The 15,483-nt window shown below is 72.7% G+C and carries 15 protein-coding genes; 9 read left to right on the top strand and 6 right to left on the bottom strand.

Going from position 1 to position 15,483, the window contains the following annotated elements; translation table 11 throughout:
• The first annotated feature begins 75 nt into the window (after positions 1 to 75).
• The 8 genes from ASD48_RS15315 to ASD48_RS15280 all read left to right on the top strand — a co-directional run bounded on the left by ASD48_RS15315 (position 76) and on the right by ASD48_RS15280 (position 8,514).
• Entirely contained in the window at positions 76 to 1,131 is a 1,056-nt protein-coding gene (locus ASD48_RS15315; protein ID WP_057602137.1) for a BMP family ABC transporter substrate-binding protein, read from the top strand.
• Entirely contained in the window at positions 1,112 to 2,644 is a 1,533-nt protein-coding gene (locus ASD48_RS15310) for an ABC transporter ATP-binding protein (RefSeq protein ID WP_057602136.1), read from the top strand. Before ASD48_RS15315 ends, ASD48_RS15310 begins: the two co-directional genes overlap by 20 nt.
• Positions 2,641 to 3,687: an ABC transporter permease gene (locus tag ASD48_RS15305; RefSeq protein WP_057602135.1), complete on the top strand. Its 1,047-nt coding sequence runs from the start codon at positions 2,641 to 2,643 to the stop codon at positions 3,685 to 3,687. The genes ASD48_RS15310 and ASD48_RS15305 overlap by 4 nt, the downstream gene beginning before the upstream one ends.
• Positions 3,687 to 4,553 carry an ABC transporter permease gene (locus ASD48_RS15300; protein ID WP_078890338.1) on the top strand — a complete coding sequence of 289 codons (867 nt, stop codon included), beginning with the start codon at positions 3,687 to 3,689 and terminating at the stop codon, positions 4,551 to 4,553. The genes ASD48_RS15305 and ASD48_RS15300 overlap by 1 nt, the downstream gene beginning before the upstream one ends.
• Positions 4,550 to 5,308 carry a nucleoside phosphorylase gene (locus ASD48_RS15295; RefSeq protein WP_057602133.1) on the top strand — a complete coding sequence of 253 codons (759 nt, stop codon included), beginning with the start codon at positions 4,550 to 4,552 and terminating at the stop codon, positions 5,306 to 5,308. Before ASD48_RS15300 ends, ASD48_RS15295 begins: the two co-directional genes overlap by 4 nt.
• Entirely contained in the window at positions 5,305 to 6,600 is a 1,296-nt protein-coding gene (locus ASD48_RS15290; RefSeq protein WP_057602132.1) for an amidohydrolase, read from the top strand. The genes ASD48_RS15295 and ASD48_RS15290 overlap by 4 nt, the downstream gene beginning before the upstream one ends.
• Before the next feature lie 114 nt (positions 6,601 to 6,714).
• Complete coding sequence (locus ASD48_RS15285; protein WP_057602169.1) at positions 6,715 to 7,386, top strand: FadR/GntR family transcriptional regulator; 672 nt, start codon at positions 6,715 to 6,717, stop codon at positions 7,384 to 7,386.
• Positions 7,387 to 7,578: 192 nt separating this feature from the next.
• Positions 7,579 to 8,514, top strand: coding sequence for a PAC2 family protein (locus ASD48_RS15280; protein ID WP_057602131.1), 936 nt, complete (start codon positions 7,579 to 7,581; stop codon positions 8,512 to 8,514).
• Positions 8,515 to 8,599: 85 nt separating this feature from the next.
• Here the strand turns inward: ASD48_RS15280 and mshC are convergent, their stop codons facing one another.
• The 4 genes from mshC to ASD48_RS15260 all read right to left on the bottom strand — a co-directional run bounded on the left by mshC (position 8,600) and on the right by ASD48_RS15260 (position 12,145).
• Positions 8,600 to 9,829, bottom strand: a complete 1,230-nt coding sequence (gene mshC / locus ASD48_RS15275; protein ID WP_057602130.1) for a cysteine--1-D-myo-inosityl 2-amino-2-deoxy-alpha-D-glucopyranoside ligase — start codon at positions 9,827 to 9,829, stop codon at positions 8,600 to 8,602.
• 130 nt (positions 9,830 to 9,959) lie between these two features.
• A complete protein-coding gene (locus tag ASD48_RS15270; RefSeq protein ID WP_079073770.1) occupies positions 9,960 to 10,793 on the bottom strand; it encodes an SCO1664 family protein in 834 nt (277 codons plus the stop codon).
• The gene (locus ASD48_RS15265; protein WP_057602128.1) at positions 10,757 to 11,347 is read right to left on the bottom strand and encodes a DUF3090 domain-containing protein; all 591 of its coding nucleotides are present in this window, start codon (positions 11,345 to 11,347) and stop codon (positions 10,757 to 10,759) included. The genes ASD48_RS15270 and ASD48_RS15265 overlap by 37 nt, the downstream gene beginning before the upstream one ends.
• Positions 11,348 to 11,458: 111 nt before the next feature.
• On the bottom strand, positions 11,459 to 12,145 hold the full coding sequence (locus ASD48_RS15260) for a histidine phosphatase family protein (RefSeq protein ID WP_057602167.1): 687 nt from the start codon (positions 12,143 to 12,145) through the stop codon (positions 11,459 to 11,461).
• A gap of 62 nt (positions 12,146 to 12,207) precedes the next feature.
• Here ASD48_RS15260 and corA point away from each other — a divergent pair, with 62 nt between their 5' ends.
• Positions 12,208 to 13,203, top strand: coding sequence for a magnesium/cobalt transporter CorA (corA, locus tag ASD48_RS15255; protein WP_057602127.1), 996 nt, complete (start codon positions 12,208 to 12,210; stop codon positions 13,201 to 13,203).
• Positions 13,204 to 13,294: 91 nt separating this feature from the next.
• On the opposite strand, the gene ASD48_RS15250 is transcribed toward corA, so the two are convergent.
• Positions 13,295 to 14,083 carry a ferritin-like domain-containing protein gene (locus ASD48_RS15250; RefSeq protein ID WP_057602126.1) on the bottom strand — a complete coding sequence of 263 codons (789 nt, stop codon included), beginning with the start codon at positions 14,081 to 14,083 and terminating at the stop codon, positions 13,295 to 13,297.
• 241 nt (positions 14,084 to 14,324) lie between these two features.
• Positions 14,325 to 15,380, bottom strand: coding sequence for an LLM class F420-dependent oxidoreductase (locus tag ASD48_RS15245; RefSeq protein ID WP_057602125.1), 1,056 nt, complete (start codon positions 15,378 to 15,380; stop codon positions 14,325 to 14,327).
• Positions 15,381 to 15,483 lie beyond the last annotated feature (103 nt).

The raw sequence follows: 15,483 nt of genomic DNA, 5'->3' as shown, positions 1-15,483 counted from the left end.
CGCTCACCTCACCCCGCCGTACGCGCGCACCTCAGCATCGTGATGCGCCTCTCGGCATACCCGGAAGGTTCCCCGATGCCCCGCAGACACCGCCGTTCCGTGCAGCTCGCCGCCCTCGCGACCGGCACCGTGCTCCTCGCCACCGCCTGCAACGCCGCCGCGGAGAAGGACGACTCCGCCTCCGCCGCCAGCGGGGGCAGCGGCAAGTCCTTCACGCTCGTCACCCCCGACGCCGTCGGCCAGAACGAGTTCCTCAAGCTCGCGGTGACCGGCGTCAAGAGCGCGGCGAAGCAGCACGACGGGTCCCAGAAGGTCTACGAGTCCACCGACACCGCCTCCCAGCAGCAGAACGTGCAGGCCGCGGTGGACGCCAAGCCGGACGTCATCGTCCTCGTCGGCTTCGAGTTCGCCGACCTCGTCGCCCAGCAGGCCGCGAAGAACCCGGGCCAGCAGTTCCTGATCATCGACGCGTGCACCACCAAGACCTTCAAGAACGTCAGTTGCGCGGTCTTCCGCGAGCACGAGGGCGTCTACCTCGCCGGCGCCGAGGCGGGCCTGCTCAGCAAGTCCGGCAAGGTCGGCGCGGTCGACGTGCTCGACACGCCCCAGTTCCGCCGCTACAGCGACCCGTTCGCGGCCGGCGCCGAGAAGGTCGCGGCCAAGACGCAGACGTCGACCCGCTTCGTCGGCGGCCAGTCCCCCTTCGACGACTCGGCCCGCGCCAAGGAGCAGGCGAACACCCTGCTGGCCAAGGGCTACGACCAGATCATGGCGGCCGCGGCGGCCGGCAACTACGGCGTCTTCGAGGCCGCGAAGGCCAAGGGCGCGTTCGCGTACGGCGTCGACGTCAACCAGTGCGCCTCGGCGCCCGGGACGGTCGTCGACAACGTGATCAAGCGCACGGACATCGCCGTCGAGAAGGGCATCGAGACGGTGCTCGGCGGCACGACCGGCACGACCGTCTCGTACGGCCTCAAGGAGGGCGGCATCAGCCTGACCGGCCTGGAGGACGGCGTGGACACGTCGAAGTGCGTGATCGCCGACCACAAGGACGTCCTGACGAAGGTCGAGGCGCTGCGCGACCAGATCGTCTCCGGAGAGCTGAAGGTCGATGACCCCGCCGCCTCCTGAGAACCTCGCCGTCGAGCTCCGGGGGATCACCAAGCGGTTCCCCGGCACGCTCGCCAACGACGCCGTCGACCTGACCGTCCGTCACGGTGAGATCCACGCCCTGATGGGCGAGAACGGCGCGGGCAAGTCCACGCTGATGTCGGTCCTGTACGGCATGGAGCGCGCCGACGCCGGGTCGATCCGGATCGACGGGCGGGAGGTGCGCTTCACCAGCCCCTCCGACGCCATGGCCGCGGGGCTCGGCATGGTCCACCAGAGCTTCAAGCTGTTCGACTCGCTGACGGTCGCCGAGAACGTCGTCTACGCCGCCGAACCGCGCCGCTTCGGCCTGGTGGACCGGGCGGCGGCCCGCCGGCGGGTGCGCGCACTCGCCGAGGAGCACGGGCTGGCCGTCGACCCGGACGCCCGGGTCGGCGATCTGCCGGTCGGGCTGCGGCAGCGCGTGGAGATCCTCAAGCTGCTGCACCGCGGCGCCCGTACGCTCATCCTCGACGAGCCGACGGCCGTGCTCACCCCGGCCGAGGCGGACGCCTTGTTCGGCGTGCTCAAGTCGCTGACCGCGCAGGGCCGTACGGTCGTCCTCGTCACCCACAAGCTGCGCGAGGTGCTGGAGGGGAGCGACCGGGTGACCGTCCTGCGGGACGGCCGGGTCGCCGCCCGGCTGGTCACCCCCGACACGACGGCCGGCGAGATCGCCGCCGCGATGACCGGCCGCGCGGTGGAACTGGACCGGGTCCACGCACCGGGAACGCCCGGTGCGGCCGTGCTGCGGGTCACGGGTTTCCGCACGGGTTCCGTCCACGATGTGGACCTCACCGTCCACGCCGGTGAGATCGTCGGCATCGCGGGCGTCGCCGGGAACGGCCAGAGCGAGCTGGTCGAGGCGCTGGCCGGACTGCGTCCCGTCGCCGCCGGACAGGTCACGCTCCAGGGCGACGACATCACGCACGCCTCGGCCACCGAGCGCCGTGCGAAGGGGCTCGCCTACGTTCCCGAGGACCGGCACGCGGTCGGTACGGCCCCCGCCGCCTCGGTCGCGGACAACCTGGCGATGGGGCATCACCGCACCACCCTCTCCGCTCGCGGCCTGCTGCCGCCGGCGGCCGTCCGCGCGCACGCCCGGCAGCTCGTCGAGCGCTTCGGCATCAAGGCGGCGACCACCGAGGTCCCGGCCTCCGCGCTGTCCGGCGGCAATCTCCAGAAGCTGCTCATCGGTCGCGAACTCGCCCACGACGCACCGCTGTTGCTGGTCGAGCAGCCGACCCGGGGCGTCGACATCGGCGCCATCCAGAACATCCACGACCAGCTGATCGCCTACCGCGACGCCGGTCACGCCGTCCTCCTCGTCTCGGCCGAGCTGAGCGAGATCCGCGGCCTCGCGGACCGTGTGCTCGTCATGTACGAGGGCCGGGTCGCGGCCTCGTACACCAAGGAAGAGGCGGACGAGCGGACGCTGGGCCTCGCGATGGCGGGCGCTCCCGTGGAGGCCACCGACATGAACCCACTGACATGACACGCATATCCGGAGCCCTGCGCTCCCCCCTCACCTTCTCCGTCCTCGCGGGCCTCGTCATCGGCGCGCTGTTCCTGCTCGGCACCGGCGCGGACCCGGTCACGGCCTACCGAGCCGTCGTGACCGGCGCGCTCGGCGCGGACGGCATCGGCTCGACCCTGACCACCGGCACCAGCGTGCTCGGTCTGGCGCTCGCGCTGGCGATCCCGCTGCGGGCCGGGCTGATCAACCTCGGCGGCGACGGGCAGATGGTGCTCGGCGGGATCACGGCCGCCGTCACCGGTCTCTACGCGCCGCTCCCCGCGCCCCTCACCGTGGCCCTGGCCCTGCTCGCCGGGATGGCGGCGGGTGCCGGGTACGCCGTCCTGGCCGCCCTGTGCGAGAACCGCCTGGGGGTCCCGCTGCTGGTCAGCAGCCTGCTGCTCAGCTATCCGGCGGTGTCGCTGGCCTCCTACCTGGCGCGCTACCCGCTGAAGGAGCCGGGCTCCAGCCTGCCCCAGACCCGTGCGCTGCCCGACGGGGTGGCCCTGCCCGCGTTCGGCGACTCCACGGTCACCCTCGGGCTCGTCCTCGTCGCGATCGCCGCCGCCGCGTACTGGTTCACCGACCGGCGCACCGCCGTCGGCTACGAGATCCGCATGACGGGCCTCAACCCCCGCTTCTCCGCGTACGCGGGCGTCGAACGCCGTGGCCTGACCCTGAAGTTGATGGCGCTCTCCGGCGGTCTCGCCGGACTCGTGGGCGCCATCGGGGTGCTGAGCTTCCCCTACCGCTTCGTGGACGGCTCGCTCACCGCCCCCGGCTACACCTGGACCGGCCTCACGGCGGCCCTGCTGGCCGCCGCGGCTCCGCTGGGCACGGTGGTCGCCGCGTTCTTCTTCGCCGTCCTGCAGGTCGGCGGACTGGCGATGGAGCGCACCACCGAGGTGCCGCGCGAACTGACCCAGGTGCTCCAGGCGATCGTGATCGTGTTCCTCGCGGCCCGGCTGCGGTTCCCCGGCCGCTGGTTGGGCCGTCGCACGCGGGAAAGCGAGGCGGTGTGATGTTCCTCGACTCCGATCTCCTCATGTCGGCGCTGCGCGCGCTGACCCCGATCCTGCTGGCGGCCCTCGGCGGCGCCCTGTGCGAGCGTGCCGGGGTCTTCAACATCGGCCTCGAGGGCATGATGCTGATGGGCTGCTTCACCTCCGTGGCCACCAGCTGGTTCACCGGCAGCCCCTGGCTCGGCGTGCTGGCTGCGGCCCTCGCGGCGGCGGCGTACTCGCTGGTCCTGGCCGTGGGGGCGGTCACCCTGCGCGGGGACGCGGTGGTCCTCGGCATCGCCATGAACCTCCTGGCCGTCGGCCTGACGAGCTTCCTGCTGCGCACCGTCTTCGGCGTGCAGGGCACCTTCGACGATCCCTCCCTCGCCGGGCTGCCGCTGATCGGTGGCTTCACCCCGCTCGCCTACCTGTCGTGGGCGGCGGTCGCGGTCGCCGCCCTGCTGCTGTCGCGCCATGTGTGGGGGCTCCGGCTGCGCGGGGTCGGCGAGGCGCCCGACGCGGCGGCCACCCTCGGGGTGAGCCCGGCGAAGTACCAGTACGGCGCGATCCTGCTGTCGGGAGTGCTGTGCGGTCTGGCGGGCGCCCAGCTCGCCCTCGGCAACGTCACGTTGTTCACGGAGAACATGACGGCCGGCCGTGGTTGGATCGCTGTCGTGGCCGTCATGCTGGGCCGCGCCGCGCCCCTGGGCGTCCTGCTCGCCGCGCTGCTGTTCGGGCTCGCCGAAGCGGCCGGGTTCCGCCTCCAGGGTCTCGGCCTGCCGCAGCAGGCGACCGATGCCGCGCCGTACGTCGTCACGCTCGGCGCCCTGTTCCTCACGACGGCCCGCCGCCGTCGCCGCCCCCGTACCACCGGAGCCGTCCAATGACGCAGGACCTGCTGCCCGTCACCCGCATCCCGCGCACCGGCCTCCCGGCGCACGCCGTGGTCGTCGGCGACCCGGCCCGCGCCGCGGCCGTCGCCGCCCTCCTCGAGGGCGCCGTGGAGGTCTCGTACCACCGCGAGTACCGGGTGTTCGAGGGAAGCTGGAAGGGCCTGCCGGTCGTCGTCGCCTCGCACGGGGTGGGCGCGCCCGGCGCGATCCTGCTGTTCCAGGAGCTGGCGGACGCGGGCGTGCGCACCTTCCTGCGGTTCGGTACGGCGGGCGCGATGAGGCCGGGCATCGGGGACGGCGACCTGGTCATCGCGGAGGCGGCCGTGCGCGACGACGGCGTCACCCATCAGCTGCTGCCCCCGGAGTACCCGGCGGTGTCCGCGCCCGAGGCGGTCCTCGCCCTCCGGCGCGCGGCCCGCGAGGCCGGCGCCCCGCACCACCGGGGCGTCGTGTGGACCCGGGCGGCCTTCCAGCCGGGCCTGCTCCCACTCTTCTCGTACGCGGGCGCCGGGCTCGCCGCCATCGAGATGGAACTGTCCGCGCTGCTGGTCACGGCCTCGCTGCGCGGCCTGGTCGCGGGCGGTGTGCTGGTGATCGACGGGGCGAACGCCGACGAGCTGGTCGACGAGCAGGCGACCGGCGGCTACGACCCGCACCGGGAGGTCGTCGCGGCCGGTGTCGAACGGGGAGCCGTCGTCTCCCTGGAGGCGCTGCGGCTGCTCGCCGAGGCGGAAGGGGAGCAGGCGTGAGCATCGACCTGCTGATCCACGGCGGCGACGTCCTCACGGTGGACGACGCCGGAACCGTCGTCCCGGGCGGGGCGGTCGCGGTCCACGGGGGCGGCATCCTCGCCGTGGGACCCTCCGACGAGCTGCGCGAGCGCTACACCGCGGCCGAGGAGATCGACGCCGCCGGGTGTCTCGTCCTCCCCGGGCTGATCAACACGCACACCCACCTCGCGATGACGCTGCTGCGCGGCCGCGCCGACGACGTCACCCTCCAGGGTTTCCTGGAGCGGGTGCTGAAGTGGGAGGCGGAGCTGCTGGCGCCGGAGAACGTGGCGGCGGCGGTGCGGCTGGCGGTCGCGGAGAGCGTGCGGGCAGGCGTGACCTCGGCGCTGGACATGTACTGGTTCCACGAGGCGGCCGAGCGGGCGGCCCGCGAGGCGGGCTGGCGGCTGCACACCGGGCCGACCTTCATGGACGTGCCCGGGCCGCCGGACGGCATCGCGTACGAGGAGCGGCTCGGGTGGGCGCGGCGCGACCTCGAGGCGCGCGGGCCCGCCCGGCCCGGGCACCGGCCGGTCGTCTTCGCGCACTCGGCGTACACCCTCTCCCCCGGGCAGCTCACCGAAGTCTTCGCGCTGGCCCGGGAGTTCGGGGCGCTGGTGCACATCCACGCGGCCGAGAACGCCACCGAGGTCGCCACCGTCGAGGTGCAGCACGGGAAGCGGCCGGTGGAGCTGCTGGACTCCCTGGGGCTGCTCGGCCCCGATGTGCTGCTCGCGCACGCCGTCGACCTCACCGGGCCCGAGATCGCGGCGATGGCCCGGACGGGCACGGCCGTGGCCCACTGTCCGGTGTCGAACCTGAAGCTGGGCTGCGGCATCGCGCCCGTGCCGCGGCTGCTGAGCGCGGGCGTGACGGTGGGGCTGGGCACGGACGGCGCCGTCAGCTCCAACTCGCTGGACGTGCTGGGGGCCGTACGGCAGGCGGCGCTGGTGCACAAGGCGTCCGGCGATCCGACGGCGGTCGGCGCCGAGCAGGCCGTACGCATGGCGACGATCGAGGGTGCGCGGGCGCTCGGGCTCGGCGAGCGGCTCGGCTCGCTGGAGGCGGGCAAGCGGGCCGACCTGATCGTCGTCGACCTGGACGCGCCGCATCTGCGGCCGCGTCACGACCCGTGGTCGACGCTGGCGTACGCGGCGCACTCGTCGGACGTGCGGGACACCGTCGTCGACGGGCGGGTGCTGATGCGCGATCGCGGGCTGACCACGGTCGACGAGCGGGCGGTGATCGCAGACCTGGAGGCACTGCTCTGATCTGCCCCCATAATGGCGCTGAGACATCCGATGTCTGGATCTGACGTCTGCATCTGATGTCGGGATCCGCTGCCCGGGGCTGACGTCCGGGCGATGAACGACAGGGAGGCCGGCATGGCAGTCACCGACGAGGCGATCGAGAAGATCAAGGGCATGATCGTCTCGGGTGCGCTGCGCCCCGGGGACCGGCTGCCCAAGGAGAGCGAGCTGGCCGCCGATCTGGGACTGTCCCGCAACTCCCTGCGGGAGGCGGTGCGCGCCCTGTCGCTGATCCGGATCCTGGACGTGCGACAGGGCGACGGCACCTACGTCACCAGCCTCGACCCGCAACTGCTCCTCGAGGCGCTGAGTTTCGTCGTCGACTTCCACCGCGACGACACGGTCCTGGAGTTCCTGGCGGTGCGCCGCATCCTGGAGCCGGCCGCCACCGCGATGGCCGCCCTGCGCATCAGCGAGCAGCAACTGGACGCGCTCGACGCCCAGTTGGGCAAGCTCGGGGCGGAGCCTTCGGTGGAGGAACTGGTCGCCGGCGACCTGGAGTTCCACCGGGGGATCGTGCAGAGCGCCGGCAACTCGGTGCTCTGCTCGCTGCTCGACGGACTGTCCGGGCCGACCACCCGGGCCCGTATCTGGCGCGGCCTGACACAGGAGGACGCGGTCGCCGGCACGCTGCGCGAACACCGGGCGATCCTGGCGGCCCTGCGCGACCGGGACGCGGAGGCGGCGCGGTCCTGGGCGACGGTGCACATCGCGAGCGTGGAGCAGTGGCTGCGCTCGACGCTGTGACCGAGCGGCGTGCGCCCACCCTGTGCGCCGCCTGTGCGCCGACGCCGTGAGTCGGGTCCACCAGGGGGTGTTCGGGGGTGGCGAACGGGGCAGTGATCCGTTCACTCCCCCGTGCAAGGGGGCTGCGAGCGCTCCCGCGGAACGCCGTAAGGTTGGGTGGTCAAGCGAGGGCACGTCGGAAGGAGGCGCTGGGTGATCGAGCTCGAGGGGGTTCCCGAGCTGATCGACCCGGTCATGGTGGCCGCGTTCGAGGGCTGGAACGATGCCGGCGACGCCGCCTCCACCGCGGTCGGGCACCTGGAGCGGGAGTGGAAGGGCGAGGTGTTCGCGGCACTGGACGCCGAGGACTACTACGACTTCCAGGTGAACCGCCCCACGGTGTGGATGGACGCCGGCGTGCGCAAGATCACGTGGCCCACGACAAGGTTGTCGGTCGTCCGCGTCGGCGGCGACAAGCCGCGCGACCTGGTGCTCGTCCGCGGCATCGAACCGTCCATGCGCTGGCGCTCGTTCTGCAACGAGCTGCTGGGCTTCGCGCACGAGTTGGGCGTGGAGCTGGTGGTCATCCTGGGCGCCCTGCTGGGTGACACCCCGCACACGCGTCCCGTGCCGATCAGCGGGACCACGTCGGACGCGGACCTGGCCCAGCGGATGGACCTGGAGGAGACCAAGTACGAGGGCCCCACGGGCATCGTCGGCGTCCTCCAGGAGGCGTGCACGCACGCGGGGGTGCCGGCGGTGAGCCTCTGGGCGGCCGTGCCGCACTACGTCTCGCAGCCGCCGAACCCCAAGGCGACGCTGGCCCTCCTCAACCGCCTGGAGGACCTGATCGACGTGCGCATCCCGCTGGGCGAGCTGCCCGAGGACGCGCGTGCCTGGCAGGTGGGCGTGGACCAGCTGGCCGCCGAGGACAGCGAGGTCGCCGAGTACGTGCAGACGCTGGAGGAGGCGCGGGACACCGCGGAGCTGCCGGAGGCGTCGGGCGAGGCGATCGCCCGCGAGTTCGAGCGCTATCTGCGGCGCCGGGACGGCGGCGGCCCGCCGGACCCCGGGGAGCGGACCCGGCCCCCGAAGCCGCCGAAGCCGAGCGGTGACGCCTCCGACGACAGCGATTCCTCGGAGGACTAGGACACCGGGCAGGACAGGGAACCGAGAGGGGCGGCGCGCATCGGCGCACCGCCCCTCGTCGTACCCGGTGTACGGGCGCCTTCGGCTACAGGGCCACGCCCAGCAGCGCGTCCACGGCCCGCGAGACGACGCCGGGGGCGCCGATGTCCGTTCCGCCGTGCTCCTGCTGGAGCGCCGCCCAGCGGTCGACGGCGGCGAGTGCGGCCGGGGCGTCGAGGTCGTTGCCGAGCGCCTCGCGGATCTCCTCGACGAGCGCCTCGGCGGGCGGCCCGTCGGGCCGGGAGACGGCGGCACGCCAGCGCCCGAGCCGGGCCTCGGCGTCGACGAGGACCTGGTCGGTCCACTCCCAGTCGGCCCGGTAGTGGTGCGCGAGGAGGGTGAGGCGGATGGCGGCGGGGTCGACGCCGTCCTGGCGCAGCTTCGAGACGAAGACGAGGTTGCCCCGGGACTTGGACATCTTCTCGCCGTCCAGGGCGACCATGCCGGCGTGGACGTACGCCTGCGCCATGGGGAACTCGCCGGTCAGCACCTGCGCGTGGGAGGCGCCCATCTCGTGGTGCGGGAAGGCGAGGTCGGAGCCGCCGCCCTGCACGTCGAAGCCCATCCCGAGGTGGTCCAGGGCGATGGCCACGCACTCGATGTGCCAGCCCGGCCGGCCGCGGCCGAGCGAGCCGCCGTCCCAGCTGGGCTCGCCCTCGCGGGCCGCCATCCAGAGCATCGGGTCGAGCGGGTTCTTCTTGCCGGGTCGGTCGGGGTCGCCGCCGCGCTCGGCGGAGAGCAGCCGCATGGCGGCCGCGTCCAGGCCCGAGACCCGGCCGAAGTTCGGGTCGGACCCGACGGAGAAGTAGACGTCGCCGTCGAGCTCGTAGGCGGCGCCGGCGTCCCGCAGCCGCTCGACGAGCGGGACGATGCCGGGTATGGCCTCGACGGCGCCTATGTAGTGCCGCGGCGGCAGCATCCGCAGGGCCGTCATGTCCTCGCGGAAGAGCGCCGTCTCCTTCTCGGCGAGGGCGACCCAGTCGACGCCGTCGCGTTCGGCCCGCTCCAGGAGCGGATCGTCGACGTCGGTGACGTTCTGGACGTAGTGAACCTGCCGCTTGGTGTCGAGCCACACGCGCTGAACGAGGTCGAACGCGTTGTAGGTCGCCGCGTGACCGATGTGGGTCGCGTCGTACGGCGTGATGCCGCAGACGTAGATACGGGCGACGGGACCGGGGTCGAGGGAGACCAAGCCGCCGGTCGCGGTGTCGTGGATCCTCAGGTCGCGGCCCTGACCAGGCAGGGCGGGGACCTCGGAAGCGGGCCAGGCATGCATGTCATGAGCCTAACCGGACGGAAGTTGCGTATACGAACCGGAGCAGGCCAGATGGCCGGGAAGGCCCTCTTGTGTGATTCCGTCCGGCATGCGTGTCGGCCGGTGCGGGGCGGCCCGCACGCCGGACGGTTCAGACCGGGGGCCAGGGGATGGCCGGCCAGTCGCCGCTCGGCTCCGGGTGCTTCCCGGCCTCCAGCAGCGCGTCGGCACGCGCGCGCGTGGCGTCGACCTCGGCGGGGGTGAGCAGCGCGGCCAGGGTGACCGCCAGCCGCCCATCGGGCTCCAGGGCGCTTCTGAGGCCCTTGAGCACGTCGACGGCCTCACCCGTCAGGGGCTCCCCCGCCCAGCCCCACAGCAGCGTGCGCAGCTTGTTCTCGGCGTTGAAGGTGACCCCGTGGTCGATGCCGTACAGCCGGCCGTCGGCGGTGGGCAGCAGGTGGCCGCCCTTGCGGTCGGCGTTGTTGATCACCGCGTCGAGGACGGCGAGCCGGCGCAGCCGCTCGTCGTCTGCGTGCACGAGCAGCGCGGTGCGGCCCTCGCCGACCTCCGCGAAGCCGATCGCCCGCCAGCCCGGCTCGGGCTCCTCCGCGTCCACCAGGGCGAGCAGGTCGGTCTCCGGGGCCGTCTCGATCCACAGCTGGCACATGCCCTCGCCGTACGGCCCCTCGCGCAGCACGGTGGGCGGCACGAGGCCCCAGCCGGTCGCCTCGGAGACCTCGTAGGCGGCGACCTCGCGCTGGGCGAGGGTGCCGTCGGGGAAGTCCCACAGCGGCCGCTCCCCGGCGACGGGCTTGTAGACGCAGGCGGCCTCGCGGCCCTCGTGCGCGACCGTGCAGTACAGGGCCGCGTTGGAGGCGTCGCGGATGCGACCGCGCACGGTGAGCTCGCCGCGCGCGAGGAGTTCGGCGGCGGCCGGGTCGGTGGTCGTCACGCCCCCCGGCGGTATCCGTTCTGGCGCGGACATACGTGTCCTTCCGGATCGAGCGGCAGGCTGCACAGCGGGCACGGCGGCCGGCCCGCGTTGACGACGTCGAGGGCGCGCTTGGCGAAGGCCCTCGCCTGCGCGCCGGTGAGCCGGACCCGCAGCATCGGGGGCCCGTTCTCCTCGTCCTGGAGAAGCTTCTCCTCGGCCTCGGCGAGGTCCTCCTCGGAGTCCGCGTCGAGTTCCACGAGGGCCTGCGCCTCGACGATCATGCGCTGTTCCTCGCCGTCCCAGGCGAGGGCCATGGTGCCGACCCGGAACTCCTCCTCGATCGGTGTGTCGAGGGGGGCCGTGTCGGTGTTCTCGGCGGGCGACATCGCGGGCACGGGGGCGCTGCCGCCGGTCCGGCGCACGACCTCGTCCAGCAGTTCGTCCATGCGCTCGGCGAGCGCGGCGACCTGGGTCTTCTCCAGGGCCACGCTGGTCACTCGGGCGCCGGCGGTGGCCTGGAGGAAGAAGGTACGGCGCCCGGGCAGTCCGACCGTACCGGCCACGAAACGGTCCGGGGGGTCGTAGAGGAACACCTGACGGGACACGTCCTGTCTCCATGGGAATCGTGGGTCATCGTGGGCCGGGGAACGAGTGGGGGAACGTCCCTGCGGGTACGCGCGCGTTTGCGGACCGCTTCACCCTACTGCGGCCGACGATCACGGTGCGCCCGCACCACCCCCGACCGTCGCGTCCCCGGCCGGCGGCTCCTCGCGCGGGGCGAGCGACGCGAAGTCGCCGGTGTCGCCGAGGCGCACGAGAAAGGGGCGCAGCCGGGTGTAACGGATCGCGGTGACGGAACACGGTTCCACAGAGATCCGCTGGAAGAGGTCGAGATGAAGTCCGAGGGCGTCCGCCACGAGCGACTTGATGATGTCGCCGTGCGAGCACATCAGATAGACGGCGTCGGCGCCGTGGTCGCGCTCCACGCGCGCGTTCCACTCCCGCACCGCCTCGGCGGCGCGGGTCTGCATGGCGCGCATGGACTCGCCGCCGGGGAACGCGGCGGCGGAGGGGTGCGCCTGCACGACCTCCATCAGGGGCTCGTCCGTCAGCTCGGCGAGCTTGCGTCCGGACCAGTCGCCGTAGTGGCACTCCCCGATCCGCTCGTCGGTGTGGGCGCGCAGCCCGGGGCGGGCGTCGAGGAGCGGCCGGATGGTCTCCTGGCAGCGCTGGAGGGGGCTTGCGACGACCTCGGCGATCGGCAGCGCGTCGAGCCGCCCGGGCAGGGCGGCCGCCTGCGCGGCTCCGCGCTCGTCGAGGGCGACGCCGGGCGTCCAGCCGGCGAGCAGTCCGGAGGTGTTGGCGGTGGACCGGCCGTGCCGGACGAGGATCAACGTGGGCATGCGGCCCAGGGTAGGCGCACGCGGGTGCGCGCCGATGAGCGTCCGAAGGGAGAACACGCCGAGTGATCGTCGACTGCGCTGTCTATCGCGACGGGCACCGTACGGAGGGCCCGGAGGACTTCTCGGACGCCCTGGCCGAGGCACGGGCCGCGGGCGGTTTCGTGTGGATCGGGCTGCACGAGCCCACGGAGAAGGAGTTCGACCACGTCACGCACGAGTTCGGCCTGCACCCGCTCGCCGTCGAGGACGCCCTGAAAGCCCACCAGCGGCCCAAGCTGGAGATCTACGACGACTCGCTCTTCCTGGTGTTCAAGCCGGTCGTCTACGAGCCCGAGAGCGACGCGGTCTCCTCCGGCGAGGTGATGGTCTTCCTCGGTGACGCCTTCGTGGTGACCGTCCGGCACGGCGAGGGCGCCCCGCTGGCGGCCGTACGGCACCGGCTCGAGCACGAGCCGCAGCTGCTCGCCAAGGGCCCCACGGCGGTGGTGTACGCCATCGCCGACGCCACGGTGGACCACTACCTGGACGTGGCGACGGAACTCCAGACGGACCTGGAGGAGCTGGAGGCGGAGGTGTTCTCGCCGAACGACGGCGGCTCACGGCACACCGCGTCGCGGATCTACCGGTTCAAGCGGCAGATCCTGGAGTTCCGCCGGGCGACCGGCCCGCTGGGACCGCCGCTGACCCGGCTGGCGGGCACCAGCCTGTCCGGCCCGGGGGTGCCCTTCGTGGACGACCGGGCGCGGCCCTTCTTCCGTGATGTCAGCGACCATCTCATGCGGGTGAACGAGTCCGTGGAAGGGCTGGACCGGCTGGTCACGGACATCCTGTCGGCGCATCTGGCGCAGATGAGCGTCCGGCAGAACGACGACATGCGGAAGATCTCGGCGTGGGCGGCGATGGCCGCGGTCCCCACGATGATCGCGGGCATCTACGGCATGAACTTCGAGCACATGCCGGAGCTGCGGTGGGTGTGGTCGTATCCGGCGGTGATCGCGCTGATGGCGGTGCTCGAGGTGCTGCTGTACCGGCTGTTCAAGCACCGGGGATGGCTCTAGGGACGGCTCCGGGGCCGACTCCGGGAGCGGCCCGCGCGGCCGGGGCGGCCAGGGCGGTCGACGCGTCGGCGCGGTCGGCGCGGTCAGGCACTCAGGCGTACTCGGGAGCCGGGACCGCGGGGCCGCCGAGCGCGTCGCGGCGCTCGGGCATCTCCAGGGAGACCATCCGCCGCCAGCCCGCGAACCGCTCCCACGCGTACACGGCGTGGATGCCTCCCGCGAGAAGCGCCGACCTGGCCCTCGACCAGCCGAGGATGTCCCCCATGTGGGCCATCACGGCGAGGCTCACGTCGCGGTAGATCCGGATCTCGGCGAGCGCACACGCGCGGAGCGTCTGCTGGATGGCGCGGCCGTGCCCGGCGCGGGCGAGGCGCAGCAGCTCCTCGTGGCAGTAGGCGAGGTGGTTGTCCTCGTCGTTCGAGATCATCCTCACCGCCCGGCCGAGGTCGGGGTGGTCGGCGAAGTGCCTGCGCAGCAGCTCCATCTGCTCGGCGGCCCGCTGTTCGGTGACCCGGCTGTGGGCGAGGTAGGTGACGATGTCGTGCACGGTCAGCGGGTGGTCGGCCCGGAGCCGGTCGTGCGCGAGGCCGATGCCGGCGCGCTCCAGAAGCATCGTGTAGTCGGTGTCGCGCGGGACGGGAACAGGGGCGAGGCCGCGCTTGCGCATCAGGGCGGTGAAGATCCGCCCGTGCTTGTCCTCGTCGGCGCCGTGCCGGGCGATCTTGGGAGCGAGGTGGTGTTCGCTGGGCGGGACGAGCGCGGCGATCCGGGAGTTCTCCCAGCCTCCCTGCGACTCCCCGCCTGCGGCGATGGAACAGAAGAGCGCGAAGGACTCGTCGTTGTCGATGATCTCCTGGAACAGACTCTTGGCCGAAAGCATCGTGGGGCACCTCTCCGCATCGCGCAGGATTCCGCAGCATTCCGCAAGGAACGAGTCAAATGCGGCACGGAAGGCGGTGCAACAGCTGTGTCCGACAACTCCGCCGAAAGAGGTACCCGAGGAGTCGGCCCGCAAGCGTAACCACGCGCCGTGTGGCGCGTTGTTCCGCGTGACGGCCGTGGCGGGGAAGACCCCCGAGCCCCCACCACGGCCGCTGAAACTCCCGGGATCCCCGGGCCGGCTAGGCCAGGCCGGCGAGCTCGACGGCCTCCGAGCCGGCCCGCAGCGAGGCGAGACGCTCGTCCAGGGTGAAGCCGGCCGGGGCGAGGGTGAGCGTGGTGACACCGGCCGCCGCGTAGGCCTTCATCCGGTCGGCGATCCGCTCCACCGAACCGAGCAGCGTGGTCCGGTCGATCAGCTCGTGCGGCACGGCGGCCGCGGCGCCCTGCTTGTCACCGGACAGGTACTTGTCCTGGATCTCGTCGGCCGCGGCCTCGTAGCCCATGCGGCGCGCGAGCTGGTTGTAGAAGTTCTGCTTGCGGCTGCCCATGCCGCCGACGTACAGCGCGGTGTAGGGGCGGAAGGTGTCGGCGAGCCGCTCGACGTCCTTGTCCTCGCCGAGTGCCAGCGGCAGCGTCGGGCAGACGTCGAAGCCCTCCAGGGTCTTGCCCGCCTTCTCACGTCCGGCCCGCAGGTGCTTGATCGCGGTGTCCTCGAGGTGCTCGGCGGACGGGAAGATGAGCAGGGCGCCGTCGGCGATCTCGCCGGTCTGCTCCAGGTTCTTCGGGCCGATCGCGGCGATGTACAGCGGGATGTGCTCGCGCTCCGGGTGCACGGTCAGCTTGATCGGCTTGCCCGGGCCGCCCGGCAGCGGCAGCGTCCAGTGCTCACCCTCGTACGACAGCCGCTCGCGCGTCATCGCCTTGCGGACGATCTCCACGTACTCGCGGGTGCGGGACAGCGGCTTGTCGAACTTGACGCCGTACCAGCCCTCGGAGACCTGCGGTCCCGAGACGCCGAGGCCGAGGCGGAAACGGCCGCCGGAGAGCGAGTCGAGGGTGGCGGCGGTCATCGCGGTCATCGCCGGCTGGCGGGCCGGGATCTGGAAGATCGCGGAGCCGACGTCGATGCGCTCGGTCTGCGCGGCCACCCAGGTGAGCACGGTGGCCGCGTCGGAGCCGTAGGCCTCGGCGGCCCAGCAGACGGCGTATCCGAGGCGGTCGGCCTCCTGGGCGACGGCGAGGTTGTCGCCGTCCATTCCGGCACCCCAGTAGCCGAGGTTGATCCCGAGCTGCATGGCCGATCCCCTTACTGATCAGTAACGACGCTGTTGCGGAGACCATAGCGCGGGGGCAGGGGGCCCGGGAGGGCGGTGTGGCGAGGGTCGCGCGGATCCAAGC

This window comes from Streptomyces sp. Root1310, assembly GCF_001426425.1.
GTDB lineage: Bacteria > Actinomycetota > Actinomycetes > Streptomycetales > Streptomycetaceae > Streptomyces.
This window is presented reverse-complemented; position numbering and strand designations above follow the sequence as displayed.

Bases quoted from the DNA above. Each gene is read 5' to 3' on its own strand.
- ASD48_RS15315 (WP_057602137.1), top strand. From the start codon at position 76: ATGCCCCGCAGACACCGCCGTTCCGTGCAGCTCGCCGCCCTCGCGACC.
- ASD48_RS15310 (WP_057602136.1), top strand. From the start codon at position 1,112: ATGACCCCGCCGCCTCCTGAGAACCTCGCCGTCGAGCTCCGGGGGATC.
- ASD48_RS15305 (WP_057602135.1), top strand. From the start codon at position 2,641: ATGACACGCATATCCGGAGCCCTGCGCTCCCCCCTCACCTTCTCCGTC.
- ASD48_RS15300 (WP_078890338.1), top strand. From the start codon at position 3,687: ATGTTCCTCGACTCCGATCTCCTCATGTCGGCGCTGCGCGCGCTGACC.
- ASD48_RS15295 (WP_057602133.1), top strand. From the start codon at position 4,550: ATGACGCAGGACCTGCTGCCCGTCACCCGCATCCCGCGCACCGGCCTC.
- ASD48_RS15285 (WP_057602169.1), top strand. From the start codon at position 6,715: ATGGCAGTCACCGACGAGGCGATCGAGAAGATCAAGGGCATGATCGTC.
- mshC (WP_057602130.1), bottom strand. From the start codon at position 9,829: ATGCATGCCTGGCCCGCTTCCGAGGTCCCCGCCCTGCCTGGTCAGGGC.
- ASD48_RS15270 (WP_079073770.1), bottom strand. From the start codon at position 10,793: ATGTCCGCGCCAGAACGGATACCGCCGGGGGGCGTGACGACCACCGAC.
- ASD48_RS15260 (WP_057602167.1), bottom strand. From the start codon at position 12,145: ATGCCCACGTTGATCCTCGTCCGGCACGGCCGGTCCACCGCCAACACC.
- ASD48_RS15250 (WP_057602126.1), bottom strand. From the start codon at position 14,083: ATGCTTTCGGCCAAGAGTCTGTTCCAGGAGATCATCGACAACGACGAG.
- ASD48_RS15245 (WP_057602125.1), bottom strand. From the start codon at position 15,380: ATGCAGCTCGGGATCAACCTCGGCTACTGGGGTGCCGGAATGGACGGC.